This is a genomic window from Candidatus Saccharibacteria bacterium, from assembly GCA_016432585.1.
Lineage (GTDB): Bacteria > Patescibacteriota > Saccharimonadia > Saccharimonadales > Saccharimonadaceae.
In genome coordinates this window covers 52,079-65,616 of record CP066696.1, presented here as the reverse complement: position 1 = coordinate 65,616, position 13,538 = coordinate 52,079, and the positions used below count along the sequence as shown (strand labels likewise).

Genomic DNA, 13,538 nt, shown 5'->3' with positions numbered 1-13,538 from the left:
TTGCACGTGAGCCTCCTGCTCGTTTAGGTTAAAGCGTCAAAGCAATAACAGCTTTGATTGTGTGCATGCGATTTTCTGCCTGATCAAAAACGATACTAGCAGAGGATCGAAATACCTCGTCGGTTACCTCCATTTCAGCAAGGCCATATTGCTGATTAATCTTTTTGGCCGTGTCGGTTTCTACATCATGAAAAGCGGGCAGACAATGCAGGAATACCGCGCTAGGATTGCCCGTTTTTTGCAGCATCTCTGCGTTCACCTGATAAGGCCTCAGCTGCTTTATACGTTCTTCGAACTTGTCTTCTTCGCCCATAGACACCCAAACATCGGTGTAAATTGCATTGGCGCCCTGCACCGCTTTTTCAATATCGTGGGTAATCATAATACTCGCGCCCGACTTTATGGCAAATTCTTCGGCCATTGCGATAAGTTCTGGGTCGGGCTGCAACTCTTGTGGTGCGGCAATTCTAAAATCGAGCCCCATTTTAGCGGAGCCAAGCATAAGACTATTTGCCATGTTATTGCGACCATCACCAACAAACACAAGCTTTAGATCTTTAAGGTCACCGATATGCTCTTCGAGTGTCATAAAGTCGGCAAGCACCTGCGTAGGATGATATTCGTCGGTCAAGCCGTTCCATACCGGTACGCCAGAATATTTAGCAAGCGATTCTACCGTAGAATGCGCGAACCCCCGGAATTCAATGCCATCGAACACCCGACCTAAGACTTTTGCGGTATCCTCGACCGATTCTTTTTTACCCAGTTGAATGTCATCTTTTCCTAAGAATTCTGGTGCAACACCAAGGTCATTTGCGGCGACCGTAAATGCAATTCGGGTGCGCGTTGAGGTTTTTTCGAACAACAGTGCGATACTTTTACCTTCGTGAATACGATGTGGCGTTCCTGCTTTTTTGAGTTTTTTGTACTCATGCGCCGTATCTAGTAGCAGACGGATCTCTTCGCCGCTATAGTCGTTTAGCGTTAGAAGCGACCGCCCTTTCAAGCTAGTATTCATATTAGATATCCTCTCTTATTAATGGCATGCTCATACAGCGAGGGCCGCCGCGGCCACGCCCCAGCTCACTGCCTGCGACTTCTATTACTTCGATACCGCTGTCACGCAATTTTTGGTTGGTAACGTAATTGCGATCATACGTAACGACAACACCCGGTGCAATTGCAAGCGTGTTCGATCCGTCGTTCCACTGTTCTCGCGCTGCGGCAATATCATCGCCACCACCGCATTCGATGAGGCGGACGCTCTCGAGGGATAACGCCGTTCGTAAAACATGCTCCAAATCAGTTTCTTTTGCAATACGTGGATATGGTGAATTTTCATCTTCGTCGAGGATATACATATTTAATTTGCCACCGTTGTCGCGGATTTCGGGGTGGATTGTAAACGTATCCCGATCGATCATAGTAAAGACCGTATCGAGGTGCATGAACGCATGAGATTTTGGAATCTCTATCGCGATTATCTTCGTAAACTCAGACTCTTTAAATAGTTTTGTCGCCATCTTTTCAATCGCTTCAGGCGTCGTGCGCTCACTTATGCCAATCGCCATTACGTTCCGGCTAAGAACAAGTTCGTCACCACCCTCGATAGAAAATTTATTGTCGCGCCCATACCATACGGGAATGTCCGCGTCTTTAAATCGCGGATGGTGTGCAATAATATACTGCATAAACAGCGATTCGCGGCGACGAGCAGGCCAGTGCATGCGGTTAATCGTAAGACCTCCACCAATTGCAGCACTGGGATCACGCGTAAAGTATAAGTTCGGCATAGGGTCAAGATAAAACGGATAACTGCTCTTTTCTACCATTGCATGAAGTTGCTGCTGGTGCTCGGGCGGCAGGTCGATTTCGTCTTTTCGGATACCCGCCATAACCTTGCGAACCATCGCGTGCGTTGGCAGCGCTGCAAGATAATTTTTAAGTGCGTCGGTAGCGCGCTGACCGCCCTGCTTTGAGGCTTCGACCATTTCCGCAATAAAGGCCGCCTTTATATCTGGCGACTCTAGCGCTTCGGCTGTCAGGCGATCGAGATAAAGAACTTCAACGCCACGGTCTTTTAGCACCTGCGCAAATGCGTCGTGCTCGGCCTGCGCCTGCTTTAAATAAGGAATATCGTCGAACAGCAAATCTTTTAAATAGGTGGGCGTGAGGTTTTCCAGCTCTTCCCCCGGGCGATGCAAGAGCACCGTTTTTAATGTTCCGATTTCCGAGGTGATGTGCAATGGTCCGCTCATGATGCTCCTTTTGCTGTTCAGATTTTTGTCTGTATGCCTGGATTATATCACGTTTATGGTTAGCCGGACTGTGCGCAATGTTACACCTTCATCGCCGCTTTAACTTGATCTATAAATTCAGATTCGAAAAGCTGATCCCACGGAAAAAACAGTGATTCAGGCAAATCTTCGAACGTACACCATTTCATTGCAGTACATTTTTCGGGTTCGCATATTTCTTCGATACCTTTCGCCCACTCGCTAAGAACCCAAATAGTCACAAAGTGCTTACCTTCTTCTTTAAAGTGGTCGTTAGTAATTGCGCCAAACCTCACATTTTTGATTTCTAGACCTGTTTCCTCTTTGGCTTCACGCTTTGCCGTATCTTCAAACGATTCACCAAATTCCAGCTTGCCACCCGGTGGCGCCCACGTTCCCGCACCATGAGAACCCTGCCGCTGCATCATAAGAAACTTACCATCTTTTATAATAAAGACGGCAATCCCAACACCAACATTTTTATCATTCATACATTTATAGTATCAAACGCGCTAACGCTTTTTTGTAAAATAATAGCTAAGGCTAATCGATGCCGTGGCGCTGATTGCAATAATTATCCAAAACATCACTGGCGAGTTTTCGTCGCCAGGCAGGTCGACGTTCATGCCGTACAACCCTGCCATCATCGTAGGAATCGTTAGGGCAAGCGTAATCACCGTAAGGATTCGAATTGTTTCGTTCAAACGCGTATCCATAACCGCACGGTACGAGTCACGTACGTTCGTGATTGTACGCAGCAAACTTTTACACCTTGCGCCAAGCTGTTCTAGGTCGATAGAAAGGTCCTCAACAAGATCAAGGTCGTCCTCGTAGAGTGGCACTAGCTTTCCACCAAGCAGTTTTTCGAGCGCGGTGTTCGTAGGAATAAGCGCATCGAGGTAGTCGTTCAATTTTCGTTCGTACTCAACAAAAATACCAATATCACGCGGGCGCAGGTTGGTTACGTCGCTTGTCGCGGCGCGCATTTGGCGGTTGATCGATGCCACCCGAGTTTGATACTGACGAATAATCGCGTCCATCATTACCATAAAGAATTTGATTTTTTGCGTGGTCGGCGTATCAACCGTGTCGATAAATGGCTGCCACAAACGGCCAAGCGAATCGCGGCTTATCGTAACAATATGCTCGCGGCCGATCGCAAATAGAATAGGCGTCGTAAAATCGTTAAAATCATCATCGGTATCTGGTAGACGTGTAATAAAATACGTCCATTCGCCATCAACTTCTATACGTGGAACCTCGTGCGGGTCAAGCGCGTCACTAATAATATCGCCGTCTAGCCCAAGTGAAACAAGCTGCGCAATTTCTTGCTCTTGCGGCTTTTCACAACGTATCCAACTACCCGGCTGCAAAGTGTCGATTTGCTTAATAGTGCGGCGGTAGTTGGTAGAGCGGAGGTACGTTATCATACCTTAATACTAGCAGAGTTGGCGGCGCCAAGTCACACTTTAGGCTGATTCGTAGCCGTTCGACGAACTTTCAAGCCGCGTCTTTACGATCTCTCGTAGTAATTCGTCTGGGATTGGATTCTCCTCGCTAAATTGCAATGTTCCCTTTGACGTCCGAAACTTGGCGTATAGTTCACCTATTTCCGTTAAACGCGGATCGGCCGTTGGAAAAACACTCATGTGGTCTTTAAATGCCGCGAAATGCAAAATGGTTTTTGATTTTTGTTTAAACGTAGGCATGCCGTAACTTATCACCTCTTCGACGTCAGGCACCATTTCTTTTACAATTTTACGTATATGTTCGAGGGCTTCACGCTGGGTTGGCGTTACATGATCGAGGTAGTCGTCTATCACTGTCATGCTTTAATTATGTCACAACGCGCGCTCTTTTGCGGTTATTATTCCGGCATCACTTTATCGTGGTAGATCGCACGGATTTGCCGCACAAATAATATCATCCAGGCAAAAAGCGCAGCCCCAGCTACTAGCTCAAACGCTAACACTCCTAACCCGTATTGCAAGCTAAGCGCGTACGCACCGACGACCGTTATAAACATAAGGTACGAAAACACCGTAAACGTCCGCGAGATAATAGGAACAAGCCACGGCAGCAACACCACCACGACCCCCATCGAGACAGACATCATATTCGCACTTACATCATGAATGATTCGGTTTTCAGCAATTGTTACAAAACCGACGCCTATCATGCCGAGACCAGCAATAAAAAACGCCAAGCGGATAATATTGGAGCGGATAACTTGTTCATGCTTTGAAAACTTTTGGATACTGGAAAACATATCCGCAATCATATCGGCAAGCAACGCAACAATAACGCCACCAACGACCATCGTGAGGTTAAACGTGTACGAGGAGAGGGTTTTACCCGCCCCCAGCGCACTGAGGTGATGTTGCCACCAATCTGTATCGCCCGCCGTGGCCATACTTGCAATCGACCCGCTAATAATAAAAATCATCAGAAGCCCAGCAAGACTATCGATCTCCATGCGAACAGATTGAATATACACCACATATGTTGTAGCTCCCGCAAGCGCAGCCGTAACGCTTATCATCATAAGGGGCGTCACTACCAAGCCTGGGGTTTCATGAACCAAAACGGTCACTATAGCTATCACCAGCAAAAAGCCAATTGCCGCATGCGCAAACGCAAGCGCGATAGTTGCAATAACCATGCGAACCTTCAAAAAGAAAGTCGGCGTGCGCTTATTCGTTGAACGAAAATAGTTAAAAGTAAAAACAAACACTATAAACGCAACCGCCGCGACACTTGCCGCAAGAATAAATCCAAAGGTTGGCATTTCAGAAAGAGACTTAGGGTTTACGTTTACAGCCGCGAACATCAGTAACCCAGCAAGACTCGCCATGAGGCCACTGTACTTTATAGCTCTCGATTCAAGAACACTATTTGTCATTTTTGCTTGTGCTTTGCTCACTGGGCTTTATTATACGCCTTTTTTCAAACATCCGGCGTCGACCACGCGTATCTGTTTATGCGCAATTATGCTATTTATACCATATTTTTTGGTGTATTTTTGTCAGTGACTTTTTACAACATGTCTGCTATGCTACAGGCAAAATTAGCGAAAGCGTAATTTCCCGGGTGATAAGGTGAAGAAATAAAAAGGAATCCACATAGGTGATACAATGCGCGTAAACCGTTTTACACACATAGTACGTAGGGCGACAGCCATCTTTAAGATACTCTGGCGTAAGTCCCGCCCCTTCCTACGAAGACTCTTGGTCATAACTCGCCAGCTAATCCGATACTCATTTCGTCACACAATCCGAACCTACAGAATAGCCCACCGCCACCTCGCTCACCAACCCCACATTCACTTGACCGGTCGGCTTGCATGGTATAAAAAATGGCATCAATGGAACCACCATCACCATATTCACTACGCTATTCTTGGTATTTATCTTCTTCTGGTGGGTAGTGCCGTTTTGGTTTCGTATCAAAAAGCCATGGCCGCTTCGGACCTATCCGACACCTGGAACTTCGCAAACACAAGTGACTACAACCTGGCAAATGGCCTTGAGATATCAGATGGCAGCGTGCGCCTGAAGGCACAAAACTACACCAGCGACGTTCACACAAAAGCACTATTTCACCTCGACGAAACATCCAGCTCAACTGCATCGGACAGCTCGGCGCACAATAACGCGGGTAGCAACAATGGCGCTTCATCTAGTGCTGCAGGTATTTTAAATAACAGCCTTGTATTTAACGGAGTAAATTCGCACGTCGAGGCAAGCGATTCCGCATCGCTATCACTCTCGCAAGAGAATACCCTAGAGGCCTGGACAAAGCTAGACGAACCCCTTAGCGCCGGTAGTCACAATAATCGTCAAGGCATTATAGACAAAGGTTCTTATAAACTCTACTACGACCACGAAACGGGCAAAGCTACCTACGAACTAGAAAACTCGTCAGCAACGCAGTGGTCACAAAAAGCCGGCAACGATATTCGCGGTAGCTGGGACCTTAACGGAAAAATGAGCATTACTTCGCAGGTAGCTGTGGGCGCAAATCTTTATGTCGGACTAGGCAGCGCTGTTGGCGATGCCGAGGTATGGCGATGGGACGGCACGATTTGGACGCAAATTGGTGGCGATGGTAAAAACGACAGCTGGGCCGATCAGACATTCGAATCTGTGACCTCTATGGCGCTTAATGGCTCTACGCTCTATGCGGGCCTTGGCCTTTCCGCCGGAGACGCCGAGGTATGGAGCTGTAACACCACCACAAACTGCGCCTCGTGGACAAAGATTGGTGGCGATGGCATAAATAGCGGCTGGGCGGTAAATACCTTTGAAAGTGTCCAGAGCATGACCGTCATGAGTGGTAATTTATACGCTGGATTAGGCCTTAGCGCAAACGATGCGCAAATATACCGATGGAATGGCACCAGCTGGACGCGGGTCGGTGGTTTCGGCATTGGCGTTCCCTACAACGCTTTTCCTACCGGCTACGAAGGGGTTTATAATCTCGTTAACGACGGAACATCTTTATACGCTAGCTTTGGTAATACCGCGGGAGATGGCGACGTTTGGCGACTTACCGGAACAACCTGGACGCAAATTGGCGGTGATGGACTAAATAGTTCATGGGGCACTTCTACCTACGAATACGCCTACACTCTTCACCATTTTGGCGGCAACCTTTACGCCGGACTAGGTACAACAGCTGGCGAGGCCGAACTTTGGCGATGGAACGGGACAGCGTGGACGCAAATTGGCGGTGATGCCGTTGGGGCGTCGTGGGACGCATCGTCGTACGAGATGATCTACGACATAACCAATGACGGCACTAATATATATGTTGGACTTGGCCTAACAGCTGGTGACAACGAGGTGTGGCGATGGAATGGCACTTCGTGGACAAAGATTGGCGGTGATGGACTAAATAGCGGATTTACCAATACCCACACAAACGTACAAACACTGTCCTATAGTAACGGTACACTCTACGCCGGCCTGTCGGGTGCTACCACAAACGCCGAATCTTGGAGTTGGAATGGTACGGCCTGGACACGTATCGGTGGCGGCTATATCAACCACAGTTGGGGCTACTTTAACATGCAAAATATAGAGTCGATGACCGTTTACGGCGACTACCTCTATGCCGGAACTGGTAATATTGTGGCTGGCAATGCACAGGTATGGCGCTACGACGGCTCCGCCTGGGATATTGTAGGGGGCCAAGGAATCAATAGTAGCTGGACCGCAACCACTTACGAAGACGTCTTAACACTCGTGGCCGAGGGTGGCAAACTATACGCAGGCCTAGGCACAACCGCAGGCGACGCCGAGGTGTGGGAATACAACGGTTCGACATGGACAAAGATTGGTGGCGATGGACTAAACAGTAGCTGGGCAGCAGGGTTCGAAGAAGTCTACAGCCTCGCTAACCTTAATGGTGACCTTTATGCAGGAATCGGCAACAGCGCAAGCGACGCCGAGGTGTGGCGATGGAATGGTAGCGCTTGGTCGAAGGTTGGTGGCGATGGTATTAATAGCGGCTGGACAGCAAACTACGAGCGAGTCAGTGCGCTAACAGTATACGGCGGCAATCTATACGCCGGGCTTGGAAACTCTGCAAGCGACGCCGAGGTGTGGCGATGGAATGGTAGCGCTTGGTCGAAGGTTGGTGGCGATGGCGTCGCCGGTAGCTGGAGCGCAAGTCTCGAACAAGTCGAATCAATGCAAATCTATAACGACAAACTTTACGCAGGGCTAGGAAATACCACGGCCGATGCCGAAATATGGGAATATAACGGTTCGACATGGACAAAGATTGGTGGCGATGACGTAAACGGTAGCTGGCTCGACGGCCAATACGAGCAGGTCCGTTCTATGACAACCTATAATGGTAAGTTCTATGCGGCGCTCGGAAACACAGCGGGCGACGGTGAGGTATGGGAATACAGCAACGGCGCTTGGGGAAAAATGGGTGGCAGCGGCATTAACTCTAGCTGGGCATCAAATACCGTCGAAATGGTCTATAGCTTTAGTGTCTACAAAGGTAAGTTATACGCGGGTCTCGGTAATACTGCCAATGCCGACGCCGCGATATGGTCGTATGGTGACAACGGCTATCTTCAAAGTACAAGCACCACGCAAAATACCGACTGGCATCATATCGCTGCCACCTACAATGGCACAACAATGAAGCTCTACCTCGATGGCGAACTGAATAGTCAGACCAATGTCTCACTGTCCATGCCCAATAACCCTCAACCACTTCTTATCGGTTCGACGTTTGGCGCATCCGAGGCAGGCTGGGCTCAGGGTTATTTCAAGGGCATGATCGACGAAGTGCGCATTAGCGATTCCGCCAGGACAGCCTTTACGACACAACCATATGCCTCACAGCCGCAAACAGTAACGCTTGCAAATGCCGTTCGTAAAAGTGGCGTATGGAACTGGCAAGAGTTTTCAGCGCAAGAATCATTAAATGGCGGATCAATCACCTATCGCCTATCGACCGATGGCGGAACTAATTGGAATTATTGGAACGGAACGCAGTGGAGCGCCTCACCGAACATATCATCTGCCAACCCAATAGCCATTATCAACGACCACATTAGTGAACTACCCGTCACATTCGGTGGTATAACCTGGCAAGCTATTATACAAAGCAACGGGTATCAGCAGGTCGCACTTGATGGCGTTGGACTAGAAGGTGTTTCCGACATCGTTCCACCCCTTGCCGGGGCTAGTTCGCTGGCTGCTCAGAAAGCAAGTGGCGGAACGGATCTTACTGTTGATGGATGGACTAATGGTAGCTCGCCGTACTTTACCTGGACAGCAGGCGTCGATAACGAATCGGGAATAAAAGGCTACTGTGCCTACCTGGGTCACGAATCGACCGCAGATCCTATTACTACCAAAGGTCTCCTTGGAACCAGCCCTATTGCAACTGGCGATAACTGTCAGTTTATCGTATCCGACACACACCTCGATACAAACGGACTTCTCGAAGAGGCCCTAACAACAAGCGACACGCCTTATTACTTCACCATCAAAACGATTGACGCCGCAGGCAACATCTCGCCCCAGTCCGCACAGTTCTCATTCCGTTTCGACAATACAAAGCCGACCAACCCAACCTACATCACTGTTCCCTCTGGCTTTATAAATACAAAAAACGTCACCCTTAGTTGGCCAACCACAGGCGCCGGCGCACCAAGCGACGCCAACGCGGGAATAGCCGGTCTTCAATATCGCATAGGCACAAGTGACTGGTATGGCGACAGCCATACAGGTACTGGCGACAGCGGCGATCTTCTTACAAACGACGGTTCATACGGGACACTGCCAACCCCCGACTATACCAATATCAGTGAGGGTGTTAATACTGTCTATTTCCGAACGTGGGATACGGCGGGTAACGTTTCGACAACCTACGCTACTGCCGCATTAAAAATCAACACTGCAGGCGCTCCAAGCGAACCACAGAACGTACAGGCAACTCCATCGTCCAGCACAACCAACTCGTTTGCATTTAGCTGGGATGCCCCGCAAACATACGTAGGAGATGCAAATACACTCACCTATTGTTACGTTATAAACGCGGCACCCTCTGCTAGCAATTGTACCTTTACGAGCGGCGGAACAACCAGTCTTGGTGCCGCAGCCTACGCTACACAACCAGGTGAAAATACATTATATGTGGTCGCTAAAGACGAGTCGGGCAATATCAACTACGCCGATTACGCAACCACACAATTTAGCGCCAATACTCCTTCGCCAGGTATGCCCCTAAACGTTGATATCGTCGACGTATCAATTAAAACTACGAGCAACTGGCGCCTTGCGCTTACCTGGGACATTCCGGGAAATACCGGCGCAGGTATCGCAAACTACCGCGTTTATCGCTCTTCGAACAACGAGACATTCAGCTTTGTCGGCAGCAGCTCTAGCACAACATATATCGACGCGGGCCTTTCGCAAAATAAATATTACTATCGCATTGCAGCATGCGACAGCACCAATAATTGCGGGGCGAACAGCAGTGTCGTTAGCGAAACACCAACAGGCAAGTTTACTTCACCAGCACTGCTTGTTGCAGATCCTTCCGTTTCAAATATCACAACCCGCAAGGCAACTGTTCGCTGGAGCACTGATCGTCCAAGTGATTCTAAAATTGCCATTGGTACATCAAGCGGTAAATACAACTCTTCAGAGATCGCAATTTCCGACCAAACCAGCGCCCATCAAATCGACCTTACCAACCTAAGTGCAGGAACAACTTACTACCTGGTTGCAAAATGGACCGACGAAGACGGTAACACAGGTGTCAGCCAAGAATACACATTCCGCACAGCGCCCGCTCCAACACTAAAAGAGATCTCAACACTAAAGGTCAGCCTCTCAAGCGCAGTCGTAGAATTTACTTCAAAAGATGCCTCGCGAGTCGATATCTACTACGGTAAAAGCGAGAGTTTTGGAGGCCTACAAAGCATCAATACCTCAACCAGTGAATCGACCTATTCGGTCGCGCTCGACGGCCTCGATGACGGCGCAAAATACTTCTATAAACTTGTTGCATTCGACAACGAAGGCAACGAATACGACGGAAGTATTGCCTCGTTCACTACACCAGCACGACCACGTGTTGCCAATCTACGATTCCAACCTGTTCCTGGACAGCCAACCAGTACACAAAAGGTGAGCTGGACAACCAACGTTCCTTCTACTTCGCTTGTTACCTACGGAAAAGTAGGTACGGGCGGAACCGATATTCAAGACGCCAAACTTGTCACCGAACACGAGCTCACGCTTCGCAATCTAGAAGACGACAGCATCTACTTCCTCGTGGCGCAAAGCCGCGATCCGGGGGGCAACCTCGCTACATCAGATCGCCAGCAGTTCAAGACGGCACTCGACACACGACCGCCAAAAATATCAAATATCGTTATTGAATCGTCTATCCGCGGAACAGGCGCCGAAGCTCGTGGCCAGGTAATCGTATCGTGGCGTACCGACGAGCCCGCCAGCAGCCAAGTGGCCTACGCCGAGGGTTCAAATGTCACTGTATTTAATAACAAAACCGCCGAAGACGGTCAGCTCGGAACCGAGCATATCGTTATTGTCTCCGACCTTCCAACATCAAAAGTCTACAGCATCCAGCCCCTCTCTAAAGACCGCGCCGCCAACGAAGGCAAAGGCGAAACCCAATCAGCAATCATAAGCCGTGCATCCGATAGCGTCCTGACCGTTATCCTGGATTCACTACAGAAAGTGTTCGGATTCTAGTATGGAGGAACGATTAAAAATCGACGGCGAAACGCTAATTAACGCGCAAAATGTACATCAAACATTTATCGTCAACAAAACCAGCCTGCCGATACTTCACGATATTAGCTTTCAAATGCACCCTCACTCGTTCAACATCATTTACGGCCCATCTGGATCTGGTAAATCAACACTTCTTAATATCCTTACCGGGCTTCAACGCCCCACCACGGGCTCTATTACGTTTAGTAGCCAAGACATATATAGTCTAAGGCCCGACGCTCTTGCTCATTTTCGCGCGCGCCATATCGGCATCGTCTACCAGCAAAATTATTGGGTAAAGAGCCTCAGTGTTATCGATAACGTTTCTATGCCCGCCTACTTTTTAGGCCACAGCCGAAAAGAAGCACACGAAAAAGCCCTTCACTCGCTCGAAAGGGTCGGTATGCAGTCTTACGCCAAAAAATATCCATCTCACTTATCTGGTGGTGAGCAACAACGTGTCGCCATGGCCAGGGCGCTCATAAACGACCCTCTGTTTATTATTGCCGACGAACCAACCGGAAGCCTCGATAGCAAGAATGGCGTCATGATTATGAACCTTCTTAAAAAAGCGAATGCCGACCAGCAGCGAACCATTATTCTTGTCACGCACAACATGGAATACTTGCCACTTGCCGATCACCTGCTTCATATCGAGGACGGCCAGGTGAAGGAGCTAAAGGGGAAAAATATTCAAGAAACAACCGACGAGCTTATGCGTGAAATGCAAGAACGTATCGCCCAACTTTCAAAGCAAACCAAGGAGTCAGTATAGTGAAACCCCGATCCAAACACAAAGCGATATCACTGAAACTCCTCTTTTTCATCGCTACTCGTAACTTACTCGCGAATAAACTTCGAACCTTTCTTACGGTTTTTGGAATCGTTATTGGCGTTGGCGCGATATTCTTTTTGGTTTCATTTGGCTTAGGGCTTCAAAAACTCGTCACCGAACAGGTGGTTGGCGATGAATCAATTAAAGCAATCGACGTCACCTCGCCGAACTCAAAAATTATCAAACTCAACAGTGACGCAACAAATAAAATGGGTGATCTTGGATCGGTACAACGCGTCGGAAAATCATACTCATTCCCTGGTAGCCTTAGTTATAATGGCGCCGCAATAGACATGGTCACATATGGCGTCGATGAAACGTACCAAGACCTTAGCTCGCTTAATTTATCAGCCGGCCGTCTTCTTAAAAACACCGATTCAAAACAGGTTGTCGTTAACCGAGCCGCGCTAACATCGCTAGGTATTAGCGACGACAAGACTGCTCTTGGTAAAACAATCGAGGTAGTCATTCCGATTTCAGGAATCGGAGCCAACCAGGAGACGCTCAAGTATGCGTTCGAAATTGTCGGCGTCGTCGATTCTGGTTCGGGTGGCGAGCTGTTTATCCCTCTTGGTATTTTCGATGCTGCCGGTGTGCCCTATTATTCGCAAGCAAAGGTTGTTGTGGAGGATACAACGCAAGTATCGGCGCTCCGAAAACAGATTGAAAGCCTTGGGTTCGAAACCGCATCACCTGTCGACACCCTCGACCAAATCAACCAGGTATTCAAGTTCTTCACTATCGTACTTGGCGGCTTTGGAGCAATCGGCATGATCGTATCAGTGCTAGGCATGTTCAACACGCTTACCATTTCGCTTCTTGAACGCACCCAAGAGATTGGACTTATGATGGCCATGGGCTCGCGCAACCGCGATATGCGACGCCTGTTCGTTCTTGAAGCATTCCTCTTGTCGGTTCTTGGCGCCGTCATCGGCATACTTTTAGCCATAGCAGGTGGCGAAATCGTCAATCAAATCATGAACAGTCTGGCACGCCAACGCGGCGTCGAGGGCGGATTTGACTTATTCTCAACACCACTTTGGCTTATTGGATCCCTTATCCTCTTCATGGTCGTCGTTGGTATGCTTGTGGTGTTCTTCCCATCACGCCGTGCAGCACGAATCAATCCGCTAGACGCCTTACGACGCGAATAAC

The 13,538-nt window shown here is 48.7% G+C and carries 9 protein-coding genes; 3 read left to right on the top strand and 6 right to left on the bottom strand.

The window, feature by feature from the left end; genetic code table 11:
- Positions 1-28: 28 nt before the first annotated feature.
- The 6 genes from argF to HZB75_00240 all read right to left on the bottom strand — a co-directional run bounded on the left by argF (position 29) and on the right by HZB75_00240 (position 5,199).
- Positions 29-1,018 (bottom strand): ornithine carbamoyltransferase, encoded by a 990-nt coding sequence (argF, locus tag HZB75_00265; GenBank protein ID QQG50932.1) that lies wholly within the window; start codon positions 1,016-1,018, stop codon positions 29-31.
- A 1-nt stretch (position 1,019) separates the two neighbouring features.
- The gene (arcA, locus tag HZB75_00260; GenBank protein QQG50931.1) at positions 1,020-2,258 is read right to left on the bottom strand and encodes an arginine deiminase; all 1,239 of its coding nucleotides are present in this window, start codon (positions 2,256-2,258) and stop codon (positions 1,020-1,022) included.
- 80 nt (positions 2,259-2,338) lie between these two features.
- Positions 2,339-2,767, bottom strand: a complete 429-nt coding sequence (locus HZB75_00255; protein QQG50930.1) for an NUDIX domain-containing protein — start codon at positions 2,765-2,767, stop codon at positions 2,339-2,341.
- A 21-nt stretch (positions 2,768-2,788) separates the two neighbouring features.
- A complete protein-coding gene (locus HZB75_00250; GenBank protein ID QQG50929.1) occupies positions 2,789-3,706 on the bottom strand; it encodes a magnesium transporter CorA family protein in 918 nt (305 codons plus the stop codon).
- Positions 3,707-3,745: 39 nt separating this feature from the next.
- Entirely contained in the window at positions 3,746-4,105 is a 360-nt protein-coding gene (locus HZB75_00245) for a DUF1801 domain-containing protein (protein ID QQG50928.1), read from the bottom strand.
- A gap of 38 nt (positions 4,106-4,143) precedes the next feature.
- Positions 4,144-5,199 (bottom strand): hypothetical protein, encoded by a 1,056-nt coding sequence (locus HZB75_00240; protein QQG50927.1) that lies wholly within the window; start codon positions 5,197-5,199, stop codon positions 4,144-4,146.
- A gap of 403 nt (positions 5,200-5,602) precedes the next feature.
- Between HZB75_00240 and HZB75_00235 the strand changes: the two genes are divergently transcribed.
- From HZB75_00235 to HZB75_00225, 3 genes are read left to right on the top strand one after another with little or no spacing between them, the layout of a single operon-like run.
- Positions 5,603-11,527, top strand: coding sequence for a hypothetical protein (locus HZB75_00235; GenBank protein QQG50926.1), 5,925 nt, complete (start codon positions 5,603-5,605; stop codon positions 11,525-11,527).
- 1 nt (position 11,528) lies between these two features.
- On the top strand, positions 11,529-12,323 hold the full coding sequence (locus HZB75_00230; protein ID QQG50925.1) for an ABC transporter ATP-binding protein: 795 nt from the start codon (positions 11,529-11,531) through the stop codon (positions 12,321-12,323).
- Positions 12,323-13,537, top strand: coding sequence for an ABC transporter permease (locus HZB75_00225; GenBank protein QQG50924.1), 1,215 nt, complete (start codon positions 12,323-12,325; stop codon positions 13,535-13,537). The genes HZB75_00230 and HZB75_00225 overlap by 1 nt, the downstream gene beginning before the upstream one ends.
- Position 13,538 lies beyond the last annotated feature (1 nt).

Bases quoted from the DNA above. Each gene is read 5' to 3' on its own strand.
- argF (QQG50932.1), bottom strand. From the start codon at position 1,018: ATGAATACTAGCTTGAAAGGGCGGTCGCTTCTAACGCTAAACGACTAT.
- arcA (QQG50931.1), bottom strand. From the start codon at position 2,258: ATGAGCGGACCATTGCACATCACCTCGGAAATCGGAACATTAAAAACG.
- HZB75_00255 (QQG50930.1), bottom strand. From the start codon at position 2,767: ATGAATGATAAAAATGTTGGTGTTGGGATTGCCGTCTTTATTATAAAA.
- HZB75_00250 (QQG50929.1), bottom strand. From the start codon at position 3,706: ATGATAACGTACCTCCGCTCTACCAACTACCGCCGCACTATTAAGCAA.
- HZB75_00245 (QQG50928.1), bottom strand. From the start codon at position 4,105: ATGACAGTGATAGACGACTACCTCGATCATGTAACGCCAACCCAGCGT.
- HZB75_00230 (QQG50925.1), top strand. From the start codon at position 11,529: ATGGAGGAACGATTAAAAATCGACGGCGAAACGCTAATTAACGCGCAA.